Below are 23,395 nucleotides of genomic sequence, written 5' to 3' on the forward strand. Positions count from 1 at the left end.
GTAACCACCATGTCCGTCCTGACCATCCTCGAATTTCCCGATCCCCGGCTGCGCAACAAGGCCGAGCCAGTCACCGTATTCGACACGGCATTGAAGCAATTGGTCGATGACCTGTTCGAGACCATGTACGCCGCCAACGGCGTCGGCCTTGCCGCGACCCAGGTCAACGTGCACAAGCGCGTGCTGGTGGCCGACATGAGCGACGGCCGCGACCAGCCGCTGGCGCTGATCAACGCCGAGATCGTGGAAAAAGATGGCAGCCAGGTCTACCAGGAAGGCTGCCTGTCCTTTCCCGGCATCTATGCCGACGTCACGCGCGCATTGAAGGTAAAGGTGCGCGCGCAGGACGTGCGCGGCGATACCTTCGAGCTGGAAGTGGAAGGCCCGCTCGCCGTATGCATCCAGCATGAAATGGATCACCTGGCTGGCAAGGTATTCGTGGATTACCTCTCGCCGCTGAAGCGCTCGATCCTGCTCAAGCGCCTGGAAAAGCAGCGCAAGCAGGCAGCGACCGCTTGAAAAGGCTGGCCCTTGAGCTGTCCCGCGCAGGCATCGCCGGACAGGTTTGTCCGTATCGCATCAGTACGCAGGTTTGGTCGATGATCATGCCGCCTGCGCCGTCGTTACCGTGATCTGCGAGCAGATCACGCCTGTGCCATCCACGCCGAATAGATCCGTGCCTTCCTTTCGAATCGTCTTTGCCGGTACGCCGGAGTTTTCCGTTCCCTGCCTCGACGCCTGCCGCGCCAGCGGCGCCGAGGTCGTGGCCGTCTACACGCAGCCCGATAGGCCGGCCGGCCGCGGGCGCAAGCTCACGCCCAGTCCGGTCAAGCAGGCCGCATTGGCGGCGAACATTCCGGTGCAGCAGCCACCGACACTGAAAACCGTCCAGGCACGCGCGACGCTCGCCGCCTATCGTCCCGACCTGCTGGTCGTGGTCGCCTATGGTTTGATTCTGTCGCCCAAGGTGCTGGCCATGCCGCGGCTCGGCTGCTGGAACGTGCATGCCAGTCTGCTGCCGCGCTGGCGCGGCGCCGCGCCGATCCAGCGTGCGATCCTTGCCGGCGACCGCGAAAGCGGTGTCGACCTGATGCAGATGGAAGCCGGTCTCGATACCGGCCCGGTTCTGCTGGAGCGCCGCACGCCGATCAGCCGCGACGATACGGGCGGTTCCCTGCACGATCGGCTCTCCCTGCTTGGCGCGGAAGTTTTGGCCGAAGGATTGCGCCGCACGCTTGCCGGCGAAACATTGCCGGCCGCGCCGCAATCGGACGAAGGCGTGATGTATGCGCACAAGCTGGAAAAAGCCGAAGCGCGTCTTGACTTCATGCGTCCCGCCCTGGCGCTGGAACAACAGGTGCGCGCGTTCGACCCATGGCCCGTGGCCGAGGCCGAGATCGCCGGCGAAACCCTGCGCATCTGGTCCGCGCGCGCCATCGAGCAACCGCACGGTGCCGCACCGGGCAGCGTGATCCATGTCCAGCGCGACGGCATCGACGTCGCCTGTGGCGAAGGCGCGCTGCGCATCGCCACCTTGCAACGCGCCGGCGGCAAGCGCATCAGCGCCGCCGATTACCTCAACGCCCGTCCCGAATTGCGCGGCAAACGATGAACGATACGCGCGCCCTCGCCGCGCAAGCACTGGCCGACATCGCCCTGCGTGGCGTCTCGCTGCGCGATGCCATGGAACAACGCGCGCCGAAGTTGCGGGACCCGCGCGACCGCGCCCTGCTGATGGCGTTATTGAGCGACGGAGCACGCTGGTGGCTGCGCTTCGATGCCGCCCTCGATCGCCTGCTCGACAAGCCGCTGCGCCGCAAGGAGCCGGACATCCATGCCCTGCTGGTGCTGGGCCTGGTGCAACTGGAAATCCTGGCGCTACAGGATTACGCCGCCGTAGCCGCCACGGTGGAAGCGGCGCGCGCCCTCAATCGCCCACGCCTGGCCGGTCTGGTCAACGCCGTATTGCGCCGCTGGCAACGCGAGCGCATGACCTTGCTAGCCGCACTGGATGCCCAGCCGTCTACGCGGTATGCGATGCCGCCCTGGCTGGTCAAAGCCCTGCAATCGGATTGGCCCGCACAAGCGGATGCCATGCTGGCCGATAGCCATCGCGAACCACCGCTTATGTTGCGGGCGAATCGACGCCGTATTTCGCGAGAGGCATTGCTCGAACACTTCCGCGCAGATGGCTACACCGCCGACGCGCACCCCTGGCTAGCCGATGGCATCGTGCTGCCGCATAGCGGCGACGTTACCCGCATGCCCGGTTTCGCGCAGGGATGGTTTGCGGTGCAGGATGGCGCCGCGCAAATCGCCGCCGACGTGCTCGATGTACACAATGGCCAGCGCGTACTCGATGCCTGCGCCGCACCGGGCGGCAAGGCCTGCCACCTGCTGGAGCGTGCGGATGTGGCACTTACGGCTGTGGAATGCGATCCCGTTCGCGCCGCACGCATTCGCCAGAACCTGGAGCGTCTGGGCCTGCAAGCAGACCTGCGCGTGGGCGATGCGGGCGATCCGTCCGCCTGGTGGGACGGCAGGCCCTTCGACCGCATCCTGATCGACGCACCGTGTTCGGCACTGGGCGTACTGCGCCGCCGCCCGGATGTGCGCCTGCATCGCCGCGCCAGCGATATCGAGCCATTGGCCGCGCAGCAGCGGCGTATCCTTGCGGCGCTGTGGCCGCTGCTCGCGCCGGGCGGCCGACTCGTCTACATCACGTGCTCGGTGTTGCGCGCGGAGAACGAAGCAATTGTCGGCGCATTCCTCGCCGGCCACGACGATGCGAAGGCATTGCCGCTACAGCTGCCCGCCGGACAAGCTGCGGCCATCGGCTGGCAGGTATTGCCGGGCGATGGCGATCTGGACGGCATGTACTATGCCGTGCTCGCACGGTGCTGATGCAGAAAGGCGACACCCTCCCGCAACCGGGAAAGTTGCGCCGGCTTCGGATGAAATAATCTTCCCCCATGCCTATGCTCGCCAACGCCACCCCTCAAGAACGTCGCCAGTTCTGGCTGCTGGCGCTGTTCGCCATCGTCATGCTCGGCATCGGTATCGGCTTGCGCGATCCGTGGCCTTCCGACGAGCCGCGCTTCACGCTCGCCGCCAGGCAAATGGTGGAAAGCGGCGATTGGCTGTTCCCGCATCGCGGCGTGGAGCTGTATGCCGACAAGCCGCCGATGCTGATGTGGCTGGAAGCGGCCAGCTTCGAGATCGTGCGCAACTGGCGCGTCGCTTTCATGCTGCCGTCGTTGCTAGCTGCGCTGGGCACCCTGTTGCTGATCTACGACCTCGGCCGACGGCTATGGCATCGCCGGATCGGGCTGTACGCGGCCATGGCGGCCCTGATGTGCATCCAGTTCGTGTTCCAGGCCAGGCGCGCGCAGATCGATCCGCTGGTGGTGTTCTTCATCACCGCCGCCAACTGGGGTTTGCTGCGACATACGTTGTGCGGACCGAACTGGCGCATGTACTGGTTCGGCTGCTTCTGCGCGGGCCTCGGGGTCATTACCAAAGGGGTAGGATTCCTCGCGCTCTTCATGCTGCTGCCGTATGCGTGGGCGTCCTGCCGCCGCTGGACGGGCGTGGCCATCATGGGCGCGGGCGCCTGGTGGCGATGGTCGCTGGGCCTGGTCGCGACCCTGGCCGCCATGGCGCTATGGCATGGTTCCCATGCTGCTCGTCGCGCGCGCGCGCGCGGACAACCCGGCCTATGCGGCGTATGTGCACGACATCCTGTTTCACCAGACCGCCGGCCGCTATGCGCACGCCTGGCATCACATCCATTCGGCGTTCTATTACCTGCCGATCCTGCTCTACAACTGGTTGCCGCTGTCGCTGACCTACCCGGGCACCTTTGCATGCTGGTGGCGCGCGCTGAAAGCCAGGGATGTGCGCATTTTCCTGCCGCTGGGCTGGATCGTGCTGGTGTTGCTGTTCTTCAGCGCTTCGGCGGGCAAGCGCGACGTCTATATTCTCCCGTTGCTGCCGATGCTGGCGCTGATCACCGCGCCGTACCTGGAAGAACTGCTTTCCAGGCGTTGGCTGCGCGCGCTGTGCGTGATGTTCCTGGCCATGCTCGGCGGCGGCATGCTGGCGCTTGGCATCTATGCGCTAGCCGCCCATCCCGCCTTCGCCGCCCGGCTCGCCTACGAGCGCGGCTTCGACGGACCGGCCGACTCCTTGTGGTGGATGTGCATTGCCATCGGTGCGGCGCAGTGGTCATTGCTCGCGATATTCCGCGTGCGCCGCGTGCAGTGGGCAATTGCCGGCGGCATGCTGGCCTTGTGGACGGTATACGGCCTGTGGGCCTACCCCTTGCTCAACGACAGCAGCTCCTCAGCTGAACTTATGCGCAATGTACGCGCGCAACTGGGCCCGCACGACCAGGTCGGCCTGGTCGACTGGAAAGAGCAGAACATGCTGATGCTCGACCGGCCCGCCGTGGACTTCGGGTTCAGTGCGCCGACGTCGCGGCAATTCACGCACGCCGTGCAATGGCAGGCCCAGGCGCCCGCCACGCGCTGGCTGTTCGTACAGGAGCCGGCCATGGGCCATTGCGTGGACCGCAGCAAGGCGATTGACGTCGGCCATGCCAACCGGCGCAACTGGTGGTTGTTCAAGGCCGATGCCGTGATTTCCAGTTGCGTCCCCCAAAACAGCGACGAAGCGCCGGAATCTGACGATGCCGCATCCTGATGTCCGCGCATGGCGTTGCCAGCTGATTGCCCGCGACAACGGCGCTGGCCTGAGTCGTGACATGCCGTTGCTCGCCGACGCCCTGCAACGCGCGGGGTGCCAGTCGCGGGCTACCGGATTGCCGCATCGCGGTCGACTTGCCCAATGGCTCACGCGCTTGCGATGGGCGCGCAAGACGCCGGCGTTCGACGTAAACCTGATGCTCGAACGCATCCGTCCCGAATACCAGCGCGCGGCGCGTTATCAGGTGCTGGTACCAAATCCGGAATATTTCCGGCCACAGGATAGCGATGCCTTGTCGACAATGGACGCGGTGTGGGTGAAAACGCGCCATGCCGAACGGCTGTTCCAGGCTCTTGGCGCAAACACTCGCTATATCGGCTTTACCAGCCCGGACCGTTTCGATATCGGCGTTGCAAAACGTCACGCTTTTTTCCATGGCCCGGGCCGCAGCGGCAACAAGGGCACCCGGGCCCTGCTGGATGTGTGGAAGAAGCATCCAGAATGGCCGATGCTTACCGTGGCCTGGCGGCGCAAACACATCGAGCTCGGCGCGCTACCGGCGAACATCACAGTGCTTCGTGATCACCTGAGCGACGCCGACTACCGCCGGCTGCAGAATGAGCATCGCTTCCATGTGTGCCCCTCGCAAACCGAGGGCTACGGACATTACCTGGTCGAGGCGATGAGTTGCCGCGCCGTCGTGATAACGCTCGATGCCGAACCGATGCGCGAACTGGTGAACGCCGGACACGGCCTGCTGGTTCCAGCCCAAGTGATCGGCAAGCAGGATCTGGCGACGCTTTACGGTTTTGCGGAAACGGCGATGGAGCAAGCCATCCAGCGCTGCCTGGACATGGACGCCGCGCACGCCGAACGACTCGGCGACGCGGCGCGCGCCTGGTACGAAAGCAATCATGCGGCTTTTCCCGGGCGGCTGCAGGAAGCGTTGCACGCCCTTTGCGGCTAGCGGGAACCGGCAAATTCCGCTAGGGATGCTCTGATCAATGCTACGTAGGCGTCACCAGCTCTGTCTGTTCGCAGACCATAGGTTCGTCGGCGCACGCGGAGAGGGTACATGGATGTACCCGGCTTTGAGGAGCGAGGAAGGCAGACTGGCTGTCTGTCGAGACGATGGACCGCACGCGGGGAGAGTGCATGGATGCACTCGGCTTTGAGGAGCGAGGAAGGGATGCGGACAGACAGAGCTGGCCCCAACATATTGAATTTAAAGCGATGGGGTGATGTCCAGAAGGCTCGCAGAATGCGCCGCGCGGCTTGGCAAGACGGCCAGTCTTCCCGGCGCCGCACAACACACTCTGCGAGCCTTCTGGTCATCATGCCGCCTGCGTAGCATGGATCAGAGCATCCCTAGGTGTTGCGATTCGATAGGTTGTTCATCCGGCTGTGGTGAAGGAAGCTGAGGTTGTCGAGACATCAGTAACCCGCGCCAGGGAACCGGATGAACAGCCATAAGCATGCCCGATTGACGTTGCAAGGTCGAAAGCGATTGATGATCCGTATCGCGGCCCATGGGGTNAGAGCTGGCCCCAACATGTTGAATTTAAAGCGATGGGGTGATGTCCAGAAGGCTCGCAGAGTGCGCCGCGCGGCTTGGCAAGACGGCCAGTCTTCCCGGCGCCGCACAACACACTCTGCGAGCCTTCTGGTCATCATGCCGCCTGCGTAGCATTGATCAGAGCATCCCTAGGGTTTGCTGCACCCGGGCGTGCAACATGGCAGGGCGGCCCCGACTGGTGCGGCGCAATACGTTCTGCTAGCTTGTGCCGCATGGCACAAGCAAATCGCATTATCAAGAAGTACCCGAACCGTCGGCTCTATGACACGGAGATTTCCAGCTACATCACGCTGGAAGAAGTCCGACAGCTGGTTCTGGATAACGAACACTTCGAGGTCCGCGACGCCAAGTCCGGCGAGGACCTGACCCGCTCCGTGCTGCTGCAGATCATTTCCGAGCACGAGGAAAAGGGACAGCCGATGCTGTCGCCCCAGCTCCTGAGCCAGATCATCCGCTTCTATGGCGACTCCCTGCAGGGCTTCATGGGCCCCTACCTGGAGCGCAGCCTGCAAGTCTTCCTCGACCAGCAGCAGCAGTTCCGTACCCAGCTCAACAGCTTGATGGGGCAGACCCCATGGTCGCTGCTGAACGAGCTGACGGAGCGCAACCTGGATGTGTGGAAATCGATGCAGCGCGGCTTCCTGGACGCCGCCTCGCAAGCGACGCCGGCGGGCCAGCCATCCGCCCGGCCCGGCACCAAGAAGCCGTGATCCTGGCGGGCCGTATCCCGCTGCAGCACAACACGTGCTGCCGCGCGGCAATACGCCAGGGAAAGACGTCGTGACTTCGGCTACGCCACGTTCGCGCGTCGCCATCGTAACAGGCGGCATCGGCGGCATCGGCAGCGAAATATGCATGCGGCTGGCCGGAGCTGGCCGCCAGGTGATCGCCGTCGACCTGGCCACCCGCGGCGAACGCATCGAAACGTTTCGCGAACAGATCGCGCCGCTCCAGGGCGCGATCCGTTTCGAACCTTGCGATGTCAGCGACTTCAAAGCCTGCGGCGGCCTGGTCGAACACATCGAGCGCAGCCTGGGCCGGGTCGATATCCTGGTGAATGCCGCAGGCATCACCCGCGACACCAGCCTGCGCAAGATGGACCCGCAGCAATGGCACGAACTGATGCGCGTGAACCTCGACGGCGTGTTCAACATGTGCCGGCATGTGGTGGAAGGCATGACCACGCACGGCTTCGGCCGCATCGTGAACCTCAGCTCGGTGAACGGCCAGACCGGGCAGTTCGGGCAAACCAACTACTCCGCCGCCAAGGCCGGCGTACACGGCTTCAGCATGGCGCTGGCGCGCGAAACCGCACGCAAGGGCATCACCGTCAACACGGTTTCTCCCGGCTATTGCGATACGCCGATGGTGGCCGCGGTGCCGCAAGAAATCCGCCAGCGGATCATTGCCGACATTCCGGTCGGACGCCTGGGCACGCCTGCCGACATCGCCCGTGCCGTGGTTTTTCTCACCGCCGACGATGCCAGCTACATCACCGGCGCGAACTTGCCGGTGAACGGCGGTTACTTCATGAGTTTTTGAACGCTCGCATCTCGTGTGCGAACAACCCCGCCGCGCCGCGACGGACGCTCATACTTGCGGGAAATGTCCAGTTGCGGAACAGTGATGCGCTTCCTCCCACAGGACATGGCATGTCACGACAAGCTATCACCTTGATCGGCGGCGGTCTGGTCGGCGCGTTGCTCGCCCAATTGCTGGCCCGGCGTGGATTTGCCGTGGATGTATTCGAAAAGCGTCCCGATCCGCGTCGCGCCGGCTTCGTCGGCGGTCGTTCGATCAACCTGGCGCTGGCCGAACGGGGCCTGCAGGCGCTACGCACTGCCGGCCTCGCCGAAGACGTATTAGAACGCGCCGTGATGATGCGCGGTCGCATGGTGCATCCGCTCGAGGGCGCCTGCGGCCTGCAGCGTTATGGCGTCGACGATAGCGAAGTGATCTGGTCGGTATCGCGCGGCGGACTCAACCTGCTGCTGCTCGATGCGGCCGAAGCCGCCGGCGTAACCCTGCACTTTGGCCAGTCGCTCGTTTCCGCCGATCTTGACACGCAACACATCGTGCTGGCCGACGAACGCGGCACGCAACGCCAGCACGGCGCATCCGTGTTGATCGGCGCAGATGGCGCCGGCTCCGCGCTTCGCACTGCGATGAATGATTACATGCCGCTCGGTGTGCGCATCGAATCGCTTGGGCATGGCTACAAGGAACTGGAAATCCCGCCCGGCACAGGTACCGGGCGTTTCGCCATCGAGCCGCACGCGCTGCATATCTGGCCGCGCGGCGGCTACATGTGCATCGCGCTGCCCAATACCGAGGGCAGCTTCACCGTGACCTTGTTCCTGCCCGCGCACGGATCGCATCCGAGTTTCGATACGTTGCCGGATGCTGCCGCCGCGGCGGCGTTCTTCCGCCAGGATTTTCCAGACCTGCTACCGCTGATCCCGCACTTCGCCGAGGACTACGGCAGCCATCCGGTCGGCACGCTTTCCACGCTTTATCTCGATCGCTGGCACATCGATGGCCGCGCACTGCTGATCGGCGACGCCGCCCACGCCATCGTGCCCTTCCACGGGCAGGGCATGAATTGCGGTTTCGAAGACACGGTGGTACTGGCCGACCTGCTCGCCGCATCGGGAAGCGATACGAACGAGGCCTTCGCCGAGTTCCAACGCATTCGCAAGCCCAATGCCGATGCCATTGCGGCGATGGCGCTGGAGAACTACGTCGAGATGCGCGATTCGGTCGCCGATCCGCATTACCTCGCCAAGCGCGAACTGGGCGCGCGCCTGGCCGCGCGCGCGCCGGAGCATTTCATGGCGCGCTATCGCATGGTCACCTTTACCCATCTGCCCTATGCCTACGTCTACGAACGCGGCCGGGCCCAGGATCAGTTGCTTGAACAACTGCTGCGCGGCTCGGCCAGTGCCAACGACGTGCCACTGGATGCCGCCGTGACCACGCTGGAAGCCACCCTGCCCCCGCTGCCGAAACTGCGCCATGGATAACTCCCTGATTGACGTCTACCGAGCTGCCGACTACCGGGTGCGCCTTACCCGGGGCGGCTGGGCCTGTATTCGCGTGGATGCCGCGTTGCCTTCGTCCTTGCAGGAAATGATCGGCCGCCACAGTTGGGCGTTCATTACCGCCTGGAACCCGCACTCGCAAAAGCAGCCGCGGGCGCAGAACCATGCTGCGCAACATGCCCTGTTATCGGCCTTGCGCGGGCTGCTTCAGACTGTCGATATCCGATTGGGGATCGGCGTCGGCGGCCATTGGCGGGAAACGAGCTTTTTTGTCATCGGCCCCGACCTCGCCGCCATCGACGAGCTGGCGCAGCAATTCCGGCAAAACGCCTATGTGCATGGCCTCGGCAATGGGTATGCGCGGCTGCGCCTGGCCAGTGACCGACCGCCGCATGGACAAGCCGGATAAGCATTACCCACAATGCCCGGGATGACATTCCCCCATCCAGCCAACCCTTTGCTCGAAGCGCGGGCCCTTAGCTTCCATCGGCTGGACGAACCGGTGTTCGGCCCGCTGGATTTCCGCCTCGACGCCGGCGAACTCACCCTGATCGAAGGCGACAACGGCAGCGGCAAGACTACCTTGATGCGCATTCTTACCGGGCTGCTGCGTCCTGAAGAAGGTGAGTTGTCATGGCGCGGCGAACCGCTGACCTGGGATCGCTGCCGCGGCGAAGTACTGTTCCTCGGCCATCAGCTGGGATTGAAAGCCGAACTGAGTGCGCGCGAGAACCTGCATTTCACCATCGGGCTGCATGGCAGCCGCGAGCGCAGCCATGTCGATGACGCGCTGGCGCGGGTAGGCCTGGCCGGTTACGAAGACGAACCGGTGCGCAAACTCTCGGCCGGCCAGAAGAAGCGGGTTGCCTTGGCCCGCCTGCTGCTGGTGCCTGCCGTGCTGTGGCTGCTGGACGAACCCTACGCCAACCTCGACCGCATCGGTATCGAACTGGTCAATGGCCTGCTGGAAGCGCATATCGCGCACGGCGGCGCCGCATTGGTGACCAGCCATGGCGCCGTGCAATTCCACGGCGGCGAACCGCAACGGATCCGGCTGCATGCTTGACGCGCAACGGCCTACTCTCGCCCAGGCCTGCCTCGCCGTACTGCGCCGCGACCTGCTGCTGGCCTGGCGCCAGCGCGGCGATATGGTGCTGCCCATGCTGTATGCGTTGATCGTCACTTCGCTGTTTCCCTTCGCGCTCGGCCCAGAGGATGCACTGCTGCGCCGAATCGCCGGCGGCGTGGTGTTGGTAACAGTGCTGCTGGCCATGCTGCTGGCGCTGGATGCCATGTTTCGCAGCGATATCGAAGACGGTTCGCTGGAACAGTTGATGCTGGCACCGCAGCCGCTGGCGCTGATGCTCGGCACGAAGATCTTCGCGCACTGGCTGGCCACGGCCGTCCCCCTGATCGTGATCGCGCCATTGCTGGCCGGCATGCTGCACCTGCCGGCGCCGGTGATACCGGTGCTGCTGCTGGCATTGCTGCTGGCCACGCCGCTGCTGAGCCTGCTGGGCGGCATCCTCGTAGCACTCACGGCGGGCACCCGACGCTCTGGTATGCTCCTGGCGCTGATGCTGCTGCCGCTATGCGTACCGGTGGTGATCTTTGCCGCCGGGGCCCTCGCAGCTGCCCAGGAGGGGTTGCCCTGGATCGCTCCGATCGCCTGGCTGGGCGCGGTACTCGTCCTTGCCGTGGTACTCGCTCCCCTGGCTTGCGCAGCTGCACTTCGTATCGCATTGGATTCGTAGCCATGGCCGCCAACTGGATTCCCTTGTGGTTGCACAAGCTCAGCTCGCCGCCGGTGTGCTACCGCTTTGCCGGCAAACTGCGCCCGTGGGCGATCGCGCTCGCGCTGCTGCTCGGCCTCGTCGCCCTGTACGGCGGACTGGTGCTGGCGCCGCCCGATTACCAGCAGGGCGATGACTACCGCATCATCTTCATCCATGTCCCCAGCGCCTGGATGAGCCTTTTCATTTATGCGGTGATGGGTATCGCCGCGTTCATTGCGCTGGTCTGGCGCATCAAGTTGGCGGAAGTGGTGGCGATGGCTTCCGCCCCGATCGGTGCCGCCTTTACCTTCATCACGCTGGTGACCGGCTCGCTGTGGGGCGAGCGCATGTGGGGCACGTGGTGGACGTGGGATGCGCGGCTCACCTCCGAACTCGTATTGCTGTTCCTGTACCTGGGCGTGATCGGCCTGTACCACTCGTTCGAGGATCGCCGCCAGGGTGCGCGCACCGCCGCGTTCCTGGCGCTGATCGGCATCGTCAACGTGCCGATCGTGCATTTCTCAGTGAATTGGTGGAACACCTTGCACCAGGGTTCCACCATTCGTTTGCTCGGCCCTTCGAGCATCGCGCCGTCGATGATCTGGCCGCTGCTGACGATGATGATCGCCACCAAGTGCTACTACGTCGCCAGCCTTGCCGGCCGCGTCCGCACGGACCTGCTGGCGCTGGAAGGCGGCAAGGAGTGGGTCCGGCAGATCGCCGCGCGCGAGGTGCGCCGGTGAGCGGCGCGGCGCTGCATGCTTTTTTCGCCATGGGCGGCTACGCCGCCTACGTATGGCCGGCGTATGGGGTATTTTTCATTGTGTTGCTGGCCGACTGGCTGGTGCCGCACTTCCGCCGCCGCCGCCTGCTGCGCGAACTGCGCGAACGCATCGCGCGCCAGGACGCACGCAAGGAACGCGCGATCCGGCCTTCCACCGCATCTTCCTGAGCGAAGCGCAGAGCAATCCTCATCCATGAATCCCACGCGCCAACGCAGGCTAACCATCGTCATCGCGGTACTCGCCGCCGTCATCGTGGCATCGGCACTGGTGGTCTATGCGCTGCAGCAGAACATGAACTACCTGTTTACGCCCAGCCAGGTGCAGGCGGGCGAAGCGATGCGTTACAAGACCTTCCGCCTGGGCGGCATGGTGAAGGCAGGTTCGATCCAGCGCAGCAATGATTCGCTGAAAGTCACCTTCACCGTGGTCGATGCCAGCGGCGCCATGCCGGTGGAATACACCGGCATCCTGCCGGACCTGTTCCGCGAGAACCAATCCGTGATCACCACCGGCCACATGGCTGGCGCCCGCTTTGTCGCCACCGAAGTGCTGGCCAAGCACGACGAGACGTACATGCCCAAAGAACTGAAGGATGCGATGGCCAAGGCCCATGCGGGCAAGCCGATCGACGAGGCCGCCAATCAGGACAAGCCCTCGCCATGACCCCGGAACTCGGCCAACTCGCGCTGATCCTCGCCTTGCTGCTCGCGCTGGCGCAAAGCATCCTGCCGCTGATCGGCGCCTGGCGCGGCAACCGGGCATTGATCGCCGTGGCACGCCCGGCTGCCAGCGGGCAGGCGGTTTTCGTGGCGCTCGCGTTCGCGATCCTGGTGTGGGCCTTCCTGCGCTTCGATTTCTCGGTGCAATACGTGGCCGACAATTCGAACTTGCAGTTGCCCTGGTACTACCGCATCGCTGCGGTGTGGGGCGCGCACGAAGGTTCGATGCTGCTGTGGGTCCTGATCCTCAATCTGTGGACGATTGCGCTGGCGTTGTTCAGCCGCCAGTTGCCGGACGTGTTCGTGGCGCGAGTACTCGGCGTACTCGGCATCATCTCGACCGGCTTTCTCTGCTTCATCCTGTTCACCTCCAATCCGTTCGGCCGGCTGCTGCCAATGCCCGCCGATGGCGCGGACCTCAATCCGGTGCTGCAGGATCCAGGCATGACCTTCCATCCGCCCGTGCTGTACATGGGCTATGTCGGTTTCTCGGTGGCCTTCGCGTTTTCCATCGCGGCGCTGCTGGGCGGTTCGATGGAACAGGCCTGGGTGCGCTGGGCGCGGCCATGGACAAACGCGGCATGGGGCTTCCTTTCCTGCGGCATCGTCGCTGGCAGCTGGTGGGCCTATGCGGAACTGGGTTGGGGCGGCTGGTGGTTCTGGGATCCGGTGGAGAACGCCAGCTTCATGCCGTGGCTGGTGGGCGTGGCGCTGATCCATGCGCAAGCGGTAACGGAGAAACGCGGCTCGCTGCGCGCATGGACCATCCTGCTTTCGCTGTTCGCTTTCTCGCTGTCGCTGCTGGGCACGTTCCTGGTGCGCTCGGGCATCCTCACTTCGGTACATGCGTTCGCCTCCGATCCGCGTCGCGGCACCTACATCCTGTGCTTCCTTGCCGTGGTGGTCGGCGGCTCGCTGCTGCTCTATGCCTTGCGCGCGCCCAAGGTGGCGGGGGGCAAGGCCTTTGCGCTGGTCTCGCGCGAAAGCGCGATCCTGGTCGGCAACCTGATGTTTACCGTGGCCGCCGCCATGGTGCTGCTGGGCACGTTGTTCCCGCTGCTGGGCGATGCCTTGAACTTGGGCAAGATTTCCGTGGGGCCACCCTACTTCGGGTTGCTGTTCCCATTGCTGATGCTGCCGGTAGTGCTGCTGTTGCCATTCGGCCCGTACTTGCGCTGGGGCAAGAGCGACATGCCGGTACTCAGGCAGGTGCTGGCGCGTGCCGGCATCGCTGCCGTCGCCTGCGCAGCGATCGCGGCGTTCTTCGTGCAGGGGCAACTCAAAGCCATCGCCGGCGTCGCCGCTGCGGTCTGGGTCGGCGTGGGCGTGGCGCTGTATATCGTCAAGCGCTGGCGCGAGCTGCCAAGCGGCCGCCGTTATCCCGCCGAAATGGCCGGCATGCTGCTGGCGCATGCCGGCGTGGCGATCTTCCTGATCGGCGTGCTGCTGTCCGAATCGCTCAGCGTGACACGCGACGTGCGCATGGCGCCCGGACAAGTGGCGGTCGTCGGCGGCTACACCTTCCGCTTCGACGGTGTCACGCAGACTACGGGACCCAACTGGGTAGCCGAACAAGGCGTGGTAACCGTCACGCGCAACGGTGCGCCGGTGGCGGTGATGCATCCGCAGAAACGCACCTATACGCACGAACAGGTGCAGACCGAATCGGCGGTCGATCCGGGCATCACCCGCGACCTGTATGTCGCGCTGGGCGAGCCGATGGATCCGAATCAGGTGGAGGGCGCCTGGGCGCTGCGCCTGTATACCAAACCTTTCATCCGCTGGATCTGGGGTGGCGGACTGTTCATGATGCTTGGCGGCTTCGTCAGTGCCGCCGATCGGCGCTTCCGGGTAAAGCGCGAGGCGGAAGCAACACACCCGATCGGCGGGCCCGCGCAGGAGGCACAGGCATGAGCCGGCTGTTGCCGTTTTTCGCATTTCTGCTGCTCGCCGCGTTGCTCGGCTTCGGCATCTGGTGGAACAGCTCGCACGATCCCAGCGCGGTTCCCTCGCCGCTGATCAACAAGCCGGCGCCGGCCTTCGCGCTGCCCAGGCTGGACGATCCCGCGCAAACCGTCAGCAAGAACGCCATGCTCGGCAAAGCTTACCTGGTGAACGTCTTTGCCAGCTGGTGCTTCGCTTGCGGCGAGGAACATCCCGTGCTGATGGCCGAGGCCAAAAGCCTCGGTATTCCGGTGATCGGCTACGACTACAAGGATGATCCGAACGACGCCAAGGCCTGGCTTGCGCAACATGGCAATCCCTACGACACTGTGATCGCCGATTCGTCCGGGCATACCGCCATCGATTTCGGCGTCTACGGTGCACCGGAAAGCTTCCTGATCGATGGCAACGGAGTCATCCGCTACAAGCGCATCGGTCCGCTGACGCCGGAAGTGATTGCACAGCAGCTCAAACCCGCCATCGCAGCACTGCAAGATGCTTCTTCCCGGCAGGGAGAAAGCCCGGCGGACAGGGCGCGCTCGCCATGACCGGTGCAACCTCGAACCGATGGCTGCGGTTTCTGCAAAGGAAAATATTTCTTTCGCAAGGCAGGTTTCCTATCGCGCCTCTTTCCCCACGGCACAGAGCAAGCCGCGCCATGGCAGGCCGCATCGCAATGGTGATGGCGATGGCGATGGCTATCGCAGTGATGTCTTTCACTCGCATCGCCGTCGCCCAGGCCATCGATCCATTGCCCTTCCGCGACCATGCCGAGGAGTTGCGCTTCCAGCACCTCACCAGCGAGCTGCGCTGCCTGGTTTGCCAGGACGAAAACCTCGCCGACTCCAACGCCGATTTCGCCCGCGATCTGCGCCATAAAGTGTTCGAGTTGATGCAGCAGGGCAAGACCGATGAACAGATCAAGCAGTACCTGGTGGATCGCTATTCGGATTTCGTGCTGTACGATCCGCCAGTCAATGCCCGCACCTGGCTGCTTTGGTTTGGTCCCCTGCTGATCTTGCTCGCAGGCGGATGCGCGGTCGGCTACACGATACGCAAACGCAGCCGCATTGGCACGCCCGCCGCACCGCCCGACCATGGGGACGATTGGTGAAAACTGTTTTCTATCTCGTCGCTACGGTGATGATCGCCGTGGCGCTGGCAATGTTGCTGGTTCCGTTGCTGCGTCATGGCCGGCAGTCCGGACGGCCGCGCGGCATATTTATCTTGATGCTGTTGATCGCACTGGTTGTTCCGGCGGGCGCCGCGCTGCTTTACCTTGCGGTCGGCACGCCCTCCACGCTTGGCGGCGTACAGACGCAAGCGCAAAGCGCGACGGACATCAACACGGCGCTCGACGAACTGCGCGCGCATCTGGCCAGCCATCCGGACGACGCCCAAGGCTGGGCGCTGCTGGCGCAGGCCGCCATGCAGATGCAACAACCGGACGAAGCCCGCACGGCGTTTGCACATGTACTGCAACTCTCGCCGAACGACACCGCGGCAATGGTCGGCTGGGCGGCAGCCGATTCGACCGCGCGCCCCGACCATCGCATTCAGGGTCATGCACGCGAACTGCTGCAACAGGCGGTAAAGCTCGAGCCAGACAACCAACGCGGCCTGTGGCTGCTTGGCATCAGCGATTACCAGCAAGGCGCTTTCGCCGACGCGGCGGCCACCTGGCGTTTGCTGCAACCGCAGTTGCAACCGGGCTCCAGCGTGGCCCAGGCCGTTACACAGCAGATCGCCATGGCCGATGCGCGCGCAGGCAGCGCCCCGGCGAAGGCTGCGGACTCGGGCGCCGCGGCATCCGGCACCTCGGGACCGGCCTTGCAGGTCAAGGTTGCGCTGGCGCCCGCGCTCAAAACAAAAATGGCTGCCGGCGATACGCTGTTCGTCTACGCCCGCGCGGAACACGGCCCGCCGATGCCGCTTGCCGTCGCCCGGCTTGGCGCCAGCCAGTTACCGACTACGGTAACGCTCACCGACGCGATGGGCATGGTGCCGTCGATGAAGCTATCGTCCGTGCAGCGCGTCTTCGTCGGCGCGCGCGTCAGCCATAGCGGCGAAGCCGCGGCCCAGGCGGGCGACCTGGAAGGCAATGCCGGCGTGGTAGCCGTGGACAGCAAGACGCCAATCAGCATCGTGATCGACCAAATACATGATTGACGCACGCCATTTTCAGGATCGACCATGAGCGACGCACGCCAATACTTCAAGCTGCCCTCGCCGTTCGCGATGAAACGCGGCGGCTTGCTGCACGGCGCGCACGTCGCCTACGAAACCTGGGGTTCGCTCAACGCGGCGCGCGACAATGCCGTGCTGCTGCTGACCGGCCTTTCGCCCAGCGCCCACGCAGCGTCCAACTCGGCCGATCCTTCGCCAGGCTGGTGGCAAGACATGCTAGGCCCCGGCAAGGCCATCGACAGCGACCGCTGGTTCGTGATCTGCATGAATTCGCTGGGCAGCGACAAAGGTTCCACCTGCCCGGCTTCGATCGATCCCGCCACCGGCGAACCGTATCGCCTGCACTTCCCCGAGCTGTCGCTGGAAGACGTCGCCAATGCCGCACACGCACTGGTCGCCAGCCTGGGCATCGACAAGCTGGCATGCCTGATCGGCTGCTCGATGGGCGGCATGAGCGCCTTGGCCTACATGCTGTTGCATCCCGGCAGCGTGCACGCGCATGTCAGCGTGGATACCGCGCCGCAGGCGCAGCCGTTCGCCATCGCGATCCGCTCGCTGCAACGCGAGGCGATCCGGCTTGATCCGCACTGGAATGGCGGCGCCTATGACGACGAGCACCACCCCGATAGCGGCATGAGCATCGCGCGCAAGCTTGGCGTGATCACCTATCGCTCGGCGATGGAATGGAACGGACGCTTCGCACGTATCCGTCTCGATCCCGAACAGCGCGAGGACCAGCCCTTCGGCTTCGAGTTCCAGGTGGAGTCCTACCTGCAAGGCCACGCGCAGCGCTTCGTGCGCACCTTCGATCCCAACAGTTACCTGTATCTATCCCGCGCCAGCGACTGGTTCGACATCGCCGAATACGGGCATGGCAGCGTGCTGGAAGGCTTGAAGCGCATCCGCATCGAGCAGGCACTGGTGATCGGCGTAAGCACCGACATCCTGTTTCCGCTGGAGCAGCAGGAACAGATCGCCGAAGGGTTGGAAGCGGCAGGCGCGCAAGTTGAATTCGTGGCCCTGGATTCACCGCAAGGCCATGACGCTTTCCTGGTGGATATCGAGAACTACAGCCGCGCGATCGGCGGCTTTCTCGCGCGCCTGCGTTGACGGACCTACAGCGCCATCGATTCGAATTGGGCGAACATGGCTTCCGCCTCCGGCAGTTCGCGTAGCGGCACGTAGTCGCAAGCATTGCCGAAACGCTCCCACAGTTCCGCCACGCGCGAACTGTTGTGGGCAGCCTCGATCGCCCCATCCTGCCATTCGAATATCTCGACGATCGTGCCATCCTTCGCCCGCATGGCCTGCGCGGGCCGTTCGGTCACCAGGCCCAGCGTGCGCAGGCATGGCACGTGCTCGCGGACCAGCGCCTCCAGCTCGGCCTCGCGCCCTGGCTTGGGCCGGTACGCTACAATCACCGTCACACCCATGGATGTCCCCTCCCGGCTCCGATCAGGTACTGATCGCAGGAAGGCTAGCAGAGAAGCCTTATCCGGGCTTCAGCCGGTTCGTTTTCTAATACAGGGCCACCTGCATCCCTGGTTATCCGAGATCGCCATGCTTACCACGGAATTTCCCGGCTGTCAGAAATTGATCCATGCGATCGACGACGCCGTCTCCAAGAGTTCCACGCCCGCCATCACCGACAGCCTGCGCAACAGCTTGTGCAAGCTGATCCAGAACAAGGAAATCGTGCTGCCCGAGTGCGTGTTCGAGCCCGCCGAGGACCGCTACGCCCGCCGCGAGCTGTACCACAGCGACGACCACGGCTATTGCGTGGTGGCGATGACCTGGGGCCCCGGCCAAGGCACGCCCATCCACGACCACTGCGGCATGTGGTGCGTCGAAGGAGTATGGAGCGGGGCCCTGGAAGTGGTGCAGTACGAAAAGCTGGCTGGCGACGGCGAGCTGTACCGGTTCCAGCCGGTCGGCTCGATCCAGGCCGGCCCCGGCTCCGCCGGCAGCCTGATCCCGCCCCACGAATACCACACCATCCGCAACCCCAGCGACGATACCGTGGCCGTGAGCCTGCATATCTACTCCGGCAACATGACCCACTGCGCCGTATTCCAGCCCAGGGGCGAGGAACGCTGCTACGAGCGCCAGGACCGCAAACTAAGTCTCGACCCGGTGAACTGAAATCGGCATAATGGGCGTTCGCTCACGTGCCGGTGTGGCGGAATGGTAGACGCGGTGGACTCAAAAGCTACTTGCCTCTTTGGTACGCGACGAGTTCAGCGTAGTGCCAAATCTGCATCTCAAACGGCATAAGTTTGTAGTGGTCAAGTACCTGGTCGAAGACTCGTCGTTTTGACCAGGAGCCAGTCAGGGGTCAGCATCCTTCGGCCCAGAACCTGATAAAGTTGTGCAGTAATTGAAGTAAAAAGTTGCGTCACGCCCGAGTGGTGGAATTGGTAGACGCAGAGGACTCAGACCAAATTTGAGCCCTCCGGGGGAAACCCCAGAGGTGAAGCCCGTCAAACTCGGTGAAGGCCCTGGATGCGAGTCCGAGCTAATGCCGAGCCAAGCCCAGAGATCGAAAGGTCCAAGGGAAGGTGTAGAGAGCAGACGGCGGGCACCTACGGCAAAGCGGTCACACGCGGCGCTACGGTGAAGGCGTGCTCCAGACCACGAACGCCCGGCCCTGTGCAGGACGGCGGCGAAAGCCGAAGTGGGAAGAAAATCCTCCGCCGCAAGGCTTGTCGGTTCGAGTCCGACCTCGGGCACCAATTCGAAGCCGTCCCTGTTCATACAGGGGCGGCTTTTTCATTTCTGGAACCTTAGCCACCCAACTGGGCAATCCTTCGCAATTTGTTACTATCGACGGTGGTAGGCAAGCGCGAGTCTGGTTTGCGGCCATAGTCACCAGGGGGAAAGTCAAAGTTCGGTATGGCGCGTCGGAAACGATGCCCCCCCTGCTATAGCTATGTCGTCGGGAGACTCAACCACAAGAAATTTTCATAGGGACTTGGGCATGGGCGATGCACCCACCGACAAATTTTCAGCCGGCGAACAGGGGCTGGGATACATCTACCAAGCGCGGCTCGCCCTGCTCCACCTATTGCAGTTGCCCGAGGACACCGCCGTCTTCCTAGAAAAGGACGACGATCTGGATTTCGTCGACGGCGACGGCGGCAAATCATTGGCTTCCCTCAAGCACAAGGCGGTCGGCGACAGTCTGACTGACCTTTCGACGGACTTCTGGAAATCCGTCAACATCTGGCTGGTACGCTACAAGCGCGAAGGTCGCAGCGCGTCGAACCTTAGATTCTTCCTGTTCACGACCGGCGTCGTTTCGACTGGTTCGTTTCTCACCCACCTCCTCCCCGATCAATCCACTGCCTCGGAAGAAGCAACCACGCTCGTCGAACTGGCAGAGAAAGCGCTCGGCAAATCAAAGTCGAAACTCATCGGCGAGATTGCAAAAAAGTTCAACGAATTGAGCGCTGCTGAGAAGCAGGATTTCCTTGAGCGCATATTGATCCTCGATAGCAGCCCGCGCATCGGCGACATCCCGGCGCTTATCAAGGACAAGCACATGCGAAGCATTCGGCGCGAGCACCGCGAGTTTGTCTTCGAGCGGCTTGAAGGCTGGTGGAACGACGCAGTCATCAAGCAGTTGACTGGCGCCAAGGCGGAAGGAATCTTCGGTTTCGAGGTCTCGGACAAGCTGTCCGCCTATGCCGAGGAATACAAATCCGACAACCTCCCCATCATGTTCCGCGGGAAGGTGCCTCCCGGCGAAATCGATACCGAAAACGACCCGCGGCTCTTCGTGATGCAGCTGCGTGAGATCGGCATTTCCTCGAACCGAATCAGAAGTGCAATCATGGACTACTACAGGGCATTCGAGCAGCGATCCACATGGGCACGTGAAAACCTGCTGGTATCGGGAGAGATCGAGGAATACGAGGACCGTCTGGCCGACGAGTGGGGCCGTTACAGGGATGTCGCCTTCGAGGACTTGAACATGGACAGTGCCGAGGATGCACTGCTGGAAGCCGGCAAGACCCTCTACAACTGGGCAGAATTTGAGACCGGGAAAATCGAATCCCTTCGCATCCGCGCACGTGTTACCGAATCCTATGTAATCCGCGGCAGCTTTCACATCCTCGCGGACACCGTGCCTGATCCCAGAGTCTATTGGCATCCTCGTTTTCTCGACCGTCTCGGCGATCTGCTGGGGGTGGTTAAGTGAAACGCTGGGATCAACGCCCCTTCGAGATTCGAAACCTGTTCAACCCTGCCTTCTGCGGCTTGATCCTGTTTCGCGCCCTGTATAGCTACGAAGAAGAAGATGCCCGCGGCATGCCTTACTCGCTTTCGCTGCTGGTGTTGCCTCTGTGTCTGCACAAGGATTCGCGCGAAGTGATCGCCAACAATCCTCGCAGTTACTTGCTAAAGACCACAGAGAAGAACCCACAGGTAATGGTTGGCTTTGCCGACCGGGTCACCAACATGCTGCCCTATGCGTTCGAAGGCTTCGGCCTCTTGATGGAAAGAGGCTGTATCGCCATCGCACCTGACGGATGCATTCAGACCGTGCCCGATAAGGTGCGCAAAACGGTCAAGGGAACTGACGAAACCGTCTCCTGCCAGAAAGTGGCGCGCATCGTCGGGAAGGAATTCGCGCGCATCGCTGACCGGGTGACCGTTTACACGACTTTTGGAATTCGTCCATGAAGATCCGTTCCATCCATATCTATAGCCACGACGGCCAGCGCCGTGATCTTCAGTTCAAGGTGGACGGGCTCAACGTCATCACCGGCCGATCCTCCACCGGCAAGTCGGCGCTCTCCGAGATCATCGAGTACTGCATGGGGCGCTCTTCCTTCAACGTCCCCGAAGGCGTCATCCGCGACAAGGTGGCCTGGTTCGCCGTTATCTACCAATTCGCAAACGAGCAGGTATTGGTCGCCAAGCCGACTCCGACCGATGGTGGAGCCAGTTGCAGCATCGCGATGCTTCGGCGGGGCAGCCAATTGCAGGCGCCTTCGTTCGAGGAGCTGGCGGTCAACACGGATGACGACGCCATCGTCGAACTGTTATCACGCTTGCTCGGTATTCCCGAGAACCGCACCGCGGTCGCCCTCGAACATAGCCGGAACAGCTTCGACGCGAACGTCAAACATACGCTCTACTACCTATTCCAGAAGCAGGGGCTTGTCGCCAACAAGGACCAGCTTTTCTACCGCCAAAATGAACAGTTCCAGCCGCAGGCGATCCGCGACACACTGCCGATCCTGCTGGGAGTCTCCTCCCACGACCGTTACGAACTGGAATCCAAGCTACGCACGGCGCAACGAGATCTGAGGATCAACACGAAGCAGCTGGAGCAGGTGCGCGACGCCGTGGACACGTCGCACGAGAAGGCCATCGGCCTCTACTCCGAAGCCAAAGCGGTTGGCATCATCGGCAAGACTGACGAGAACCCCAATGCCGATGGGATCATTGAGGCATTGAGGTCGAGCCTGACGTGGAAGCCCGAGTCGATTCCTGATGACGACGGGAGCCGGATTTCACAGCTCGAAGAAGATCTAAGTCAGCTGCGCAAGAATCGTCGTGACGCCCAAGTCAGGATCGATTCGGCGCGACAGTTTGCCAAGCGTGCCGGTGGTTACGAAAGCGAGGCCGCCGAACAACTGGACCGACTGGCTTCAATCAAGGCGTTGCCGAGCAACCCCGAGACTGGCGAGTGGCAATGGCCATTCAGCGAACGGAACCTGGCGCTGGAATCGCCCGTCGCCACTGTCCTACTCAACGAACTGGCATCGCTCGACAAGGAATTGCGCATCGCCACTGGGCAGCGGCCTAAGCTCGAAGCCTATCTGACCGAGCTGGACGACAAGGCGGATGAGATCGTGGGGACCATCCGACAGAAAGAAGCAGAGCTTTCCGCAGCGATTTCGACCAATGAGATCATTGCCCAAATGGGCACACGCAACAATGCGGCCGCGCGCGTCGTCGGCCGCATTAGCCTGTTCCTGGAAACCCTTCTGCCAAACGAAGATATCGCCAAATTAGAAGCGAATCATCGTCGCCTCAAGCTCAAGGTGGAGCAACTAGAGAAACAGATCGGTTCCGACGACAGCAACGAACGCTTAGCCTCGATCCTCAATAATATCGCCGCGCAGGTGACGCGATACATCCAGAAGTTCGATGCTGAATTTGGCGCCTACCCTGCCCGACTTGACCTAGCCCAGTTGACGATTATCTTCGATCGGCCCGAACGTCCGGTCCCCATGAGCCGGACCGGCGGCGGCGAAAACCACTTGGCCTACCACCTCTCGGCCCTGCTCGCCCTGCATCTGTTCGCAGTCAAGAGCAACCGACCGATCCCGCGCTTTCTCCTGATCGACCAGCCGACCCAGGTCTACTTCCCATCCGAGCAGGTGTACAAGGATGCCGACGGCTCGGTGCAAAGGACCGAGTCCGATGCAGACCTCAATGCCGTTCGCCGGCTGTTCGAACTGCTGCTGAAGTTTACCCAGGAGGACGCTCCTGGTTTCCAGTTGATCGTCACCGAGCACGCGAACCTTCGCGAGCAGTGGTTCCAGGACGCCTTGGTCGAGATTCCGTGGGCCAAACCGCCCGCGCTGGTTCCCGAGGATTGGCCGCAGGACGCAGCGAACTGATCTTGGAGCTACGCCGGTGGAGC

Annotated in this window: 23 protein-coding genes and 1 pseudogene; 23 read left to right on the forward strand and 1 reads right to left on the reverse strand. The window is 63.1% G+C overall.

Features of this window, described 5'->3' with window-relative positions:
* Window positions 1-9: 9 nt before the first annotated feature.
* From def to metX, 19 genes and pseudogenes are all read left to right on the forward strand, one after another.
* Window positions 10-519: a peptide deformylase gene (gene def, locus ISP15_RS02520; RefSeq protein WP_404544739.1), complete on the forward strand. Its 510-nt coding sequence runs from the start codon at window positions 10-12 to the stop codon at window positions 517-519.
* A gap of 157 nt (window positions 520-676) precedes the next feature.
* Window positions 677-1,612 carry a methionyl-tRNA formyltransferase gene (gene fmt, locus ISP15_RS02525; protein ID WP_404544741.1) on the forward strand — a complete coding sequence of 312 codons (936 nt, stop codon included), beginning with the start codon at window positions 677-679 and terminating at the stop codon, window positions 1,610-1,612.
* The gene (gene rsmB, locus ISP15_RS02530) at window positions 1,609-2,904 is read left to right on the forward strand and encodes a 16S rRNA (cytosine(967)-C(5))-methyltransferase RsmB (RefSeq protein WP_404544742.1); all 1,296 of its coding nucleotides are present in this window, start codon (window positions 1,609-1,611) and stop codon (window positions 2,902-2,904) included. The genes fmt and rsmB overlap by 4 nt, the downstream gene beginning before the upstream one ends.
* Window positions 2,905-2,972: 68 nt before the next feature.
* Window positions 2,973-4,704, forward strand: a pseudogene (locus ISP15_RS02535) (ArnT family glycosyltransferase).
* On the forward strand, window positions 4,691-5,674 hold the full coding sequence (locus tag ISP15_RS02540) for a glycosyltransferase (RefSeq protein WP_404544744.1): 984 nt from the start codon (window positions 4,691-4,693) through the stop codon (window positions 5,672-5,674). The pseudogene ISP15_RS02535 and the gene ISP15_RS02540 overlap by 14 nt, the downstream one beginning before the upstream one ends.
* 821 nt (window positions 5,675-6,495) lie before the next feature.
* A complete protein-coding gene (gene phaR / locus ISP15_RS02545; protein ID WP_404544748.1) occupies window positions 6,496-6,993 on the forward strand; it encodes a polyhydroxyalkanoate synthesis repressor PhaR in 498 nt (165 codons plus the stop codon).
* Window positions 6,994-7,063: 70 nt separating this feature from the next.
* Window positions 7,064-7,825: an acetoacetyl-CoA reductase gene (gene phbB / locus ISP15_RS02550; protein WP_404544750.1), complete on the forward strand. Its 762-nt coding sequence runs from the start codon at window positions 7,064-7,066 to the stop codon at window positions 7,823-7,825.
* A gap of 110 nt (window positions 7,826-7,935) precedes the next feature.
* Window positions 7,936-9,306: an FAD-dependent oxidoreductase gene (locus ISP15_RS02555; RefSeq protein ID WP_404544752.1), complete on the forward strand. Its 1,371-nt coding sequence runs from the start codon at window positions 7,936-7,938 to the stop codon at window positions 9,304-9,306.
* A complete protein-coding gene (locus ISP15_RS02560; protein ID WP_404544753.1) occupies window positions 9,299-9,733 on the forward strand; it encodes a DUF3293 domain-containing protein in 435 nt (144 codons plus the stop codon). Before ISP15_RS02555 ends, ISP15_RS02560 begins: the two co-directional genes overlap by 8 nt.
* A gap of 21 nt (window positions 9,734-9,754) precedes the next feature.
* Window positions 9,755-10,390 (forward strand): cytochrome c biogenesis heme-transporting ATPase CcmA, encoded by a 636-nt coding sequence (gene ccmA, locus ISP15_RS02565; RefSeq protein WP_404544754.1) that lies wholly within the window; start codon window positions 9,755-9,757, stop codon window positions 10,388-10,390.
* Window positions 10,383-11,078, forward strand: a complete 696-nt coding sequence (gene ccmB, locus ISP15_RS02570; RefSeq protein WP_404544756.1) for a heme exporter protein CcmB — start codon at window positions 10,383-10,385, stop codon at window positions 11,076-11,078. The genes ccmA and ccmB overlap by 8 nt, the downstream gene beginning before the upstream one ends.
* 2 nt (window positions 11,079-11,080) lie before the next feature.
* Window positions 11,081-11,842, forward strand: coding sequence for a heme ABC transporter permease (locus ISP15_RS02575; RefSeq protein WP_404544758.1), 762 nt, complete (start codon window positions 11,081-11,083; stop codon window positions 11,840-11,842).
* Between the two features lie 11 nt (window positions 11,843-11,853).
* Window positions 11,854-12,051: a heme exporter protein CcmD gene (ccmD, locus tag ISP15_RS02580; protein WP_404545322.1), complete on the forward strand. Its 198-nt coding sequence runs from the start codon at window positions 11,854-11,856 to the stop codon at window positions 12,049-12,051.
* Window positions 12,052-12,076: 25 nt separating this feature from the next.
* On the forward strand, window positions 12,077-12,547 hold the full coding sequence (gene ccmE, locus ISP15_RS02585; RefSeq protein ID WP_404544760.1) for a cytochrome c maturation protein CcmE: 471 nt from the start codon (window positions 12,077-12,079) through the stop codon (window positions 12,545-12,547).
* On the forward strand, window positions 12,544-14,517 hold the full coding sequence (locus ISP15_RS02590) for a heme lyase CcmF/NrfE family subunit (protein WP_404544762.1): 1,974 nt from the start codon (window positions 12,544-12,546) through the stop codon (window positions 14,515-14,517). The genes ccmE and ISP15_RS02590 overlap by 4 nt, the downstream gene beginning before the upstream one ends.
* Complete coding sequence (locus ISP15_RS02595; RefSeq protein WP_404544765.1) at window positions 14,514-15,095, forward strand: DsbE family thiol:disulfide interchange protein; 582 nt, start codon at window positions 14,514-14,516, stop codon at window positions 15,093-15,095. The genes ISP15_RS02590 and ISP15_RS02595 overlap by 4 nt, the downstream gene beginning before the upstream one ends.
* Before the next feature lie 128 nt (window positions 15,096-15,223).
* The gene (locus ISP15_RS02600; RefSeq protein WP_404545323.1) at window positions 15,224-15,661 is read left to right on the forward strand and encodes a cytochrome c-type biogenesis protein; all 438 of its coding nucleotides are present in this window, start codon (window positions 15,224-15,226) and stop codon (window positions 15,659-15,661) included.
* The gene (locus ISP15_RS02605) at window positions 15,658-16,716 is read left to right on the forward strand and encodes a tetratricopeptide repeat protein (protein ID WP_404544766.1); all 1,059 of its coding nucleotides are present in this window, start codon (window positions 15,658-15,660) and stop codon (window positions 16,714-16,716) included. Before ISP15_RS02600 ends, ISP15_RS02605 begins: the two co-directional genes overlap by 4 nt.
* A 24-nt stretch (window positions 16,717-16,740) precedes the next feature.
* On the forward strand, window positions 16,741-17,844 hold the full coding sequence (gene metX, locus ISP15_RS02610) for a homoserine O-acetyltransferase MetX (protein WP_404544769.1): 1,104 nt from the start codon (window positions 16,741-16,743) through the stop codon (window positions 17,842-17,844).
* 5 nt (window positions 17,845-17,849) lie between these two features.
* On the opposite strand, the gene ISP15_RS02615 is transcribed toward metX, so the two are convergent.
* Window positions 17,850-18,167, reverse strand: coding sequence for a hypothetical protein (locus ISP15_RS02615; protein WP_404544771.1), 318 nt, complete (start codon window positions 18,165-18,167; stop codon window positions 17,850-17,852).
* Between the two features lie 127 nt (window positions 18,168-18,294).
* Between ISP15_RS02615 and ISP15_RS02620 the strand changes: the two genes are divergently transcribed.
* The 4 genes from ISP15_RS02620 (at window position 18,295) to ISP15_RS02635 (ending at window position 23,372) form a co-directional block, all read left to right on the forward strand.
* Window positions 18,295-18,876 carry a cysteine dioxygenase family protein gene (locus ISP15_RS02620; RefSeq protein WP_404544773.1) on the forward strand — a complete coding sequence of 194 codons (582 nt, stop codon included), beginning with the start codon at window positions 18,295-18,297 and terminating at the stop codon, window positions 18,874-18,876.
* An 835-nt stretch (window positions 18,877-19,711) separates the two neighbouring features.
* Window positions 19,712-20,935, forward strand: coding sequence for an ABC-three component system protein (locus ISP15_RS02625; RefSeq protein WP_404544775.1), 1,224 nt, complete (start codon window positions 19,712-19,714; stop codon window positions 20,933-20,935).
* Window positions 20,932-21,420, forward strand: coding sequence for a three component ABC system middle component (locus tag ISP15_RS02630; RefSeq protein WP_404544778.1), 489 nt, complete (start codon window positions 20,932-20,934; stop codon window positions 21,418-21,420). The genes ISP15_RS02625 and ISP15_RS02630 overlap by 4 nt, the downstream gene beginning before the upstream one ends.
* Complete coding sequence (locus ISP15_RS02635) at window positions 21,417-23,372, forward strand: DUF3732 domain-containing protein (RefSeq protein ID WP_404544780.1); 1,956 nt, start codon at window positions 21,417-21,419, stop codon at window positions 23,370-23,372. Before ISP15_RS02630 ends, ISP15_RS02635 begins: the two co-directional genes overlap by 4 nt.
* Window positions 23,373-23,395 lie beyond the last annotated feature (23 nt).

The organism is Dyella jejuensis (assembly GCF_044904675.1).
GTDB lineage: Bacteria > Pseudomonadota > Gammaproteobacteria > Xanthomonadales > Rhodanobacteraceae > Dyella_B > Dyella_B jejuensis.

Bases quoted from the DNA above. Each gene is read 5' to 3' on its own strand.
- def (WP_404544739.1), top strand. From the start codon at position 10: ATGTCCGTCCTGACCATCCTCGAATTTCCCGATCCCCGGCTGCGCAAC.
- rsmB (WP_404544742.1), top strand. From the start codon at position 1,609: ATGAACGATACGCGCGCCCTCGCCGCGCAAGCACTGGCCGACATCGCC.
- ISP15_RS02540 (WP_404544744.1), top strand. From the start codon at position 4,691: ATGCCGCATCCTGATGTCCGCGCATGGCGTTGCCAGCTGATTGCCCGC.
- phaR (WP_404544748.1), top strand. From the start codon at position 6,496: ATGGCACAAGCAAATCGCATTATCAAGAAGTACCCGAACCGTCGGCTC.
- ISP15_RS02555 (WP_404544752.1), top strand. From the start codon at position 7,936: ATGTCACGACAAGCTATCACCTTGATCGGCGGCGGTCTGGTCGGCGCG.
- ISP15_RS02560 (WP_404544753.1), top strand. From the start codon at position 9,299: ATGGATAACTCCCTGATTGACGTCTACCGAGCTGCCGACTACCGGGTG.
- ccmA (WP_404544754.1), top strand. From the start codon at position 9,755: ATGACATTCCCCCATCCAGCCAACCCTTTGCTCGAAGCGCGGGCCCTT.
- ccmB (WP_404544756.1), top strand. From the start codon at position 10,383: ATGCTTGACGCGCAACGGCCTACTCTCGCCCAGGCCTGCCTCGCCGTA.
- ISP15_RS02575 (WP_404544758.1), top strand. From the start codon at position 11,081: ATGGCCGCCAACTGGATTCCCTTGTGGTTGCACAAGCTCAGCTCGCCG.
- ccmE (WP_404544760.1), top strand. From the start codon at position 12,077: ATGAATCCCACGCGCCAACGCAGGCTAACCATCGTCATCGCGGTACTC.
- ISP15_RS02590 (WP_404544762.1), top strand. From the start codon at position 12,544: ATGACCCCGGAACTCGGCCAACTCGCGCTGATCCTCGCCTTGCTGCTC.
- ISP15_RS02595 (WP_404544765.1), top strand. From the start codon at position 14,514: ATGAGCCGGCTGTTGCCGTTTTTCGCATTTCTGCTGCTCGCCGCGTTG.
- ISP15_RS02600 (WP_404545323.1), top strand. From the start codon at position 15,224: ATGGTGATGGCGATGGCGATGGCTATCGCAGTGATGTCTTTCACTCGC.
- metX (WP_404544769.1), top strand. From the start codon at position 16,741: ATGAGCGACGCACGCCAATACTTCAAGCTGCCCTCGCCGTTCGCGATG.
- ISP15_RS02615 (WP_404544771.1), bottom strand. From the start codon at position 18,167: ATGGGTGTGACGGTGATTGTAGCGTACCGGCCCAAGCCAGGGCGCGAG.
- ISP15_RS02620 (WP_404544773.1), top strand. From the start codon at position 18,295: ATGCTTACCACGGAATTTCCCGGCTGTCAGAAATTGATCCATGCGATC.
- ISP15_RS02625 (WP_404544775.1), top strand. From the start codon at position 19,712: ATGGGCGATGCACCCACCGACAAATTTTCAGCCGGCGAACAGGGGCTG.
- ISP15_RS02635 (WP_404544780.1), top strand. From the start codon at position 21,417: ATGAAGATCCGTTCCATCCATATCTATAGCCACGACGGCCAGCGCCGT.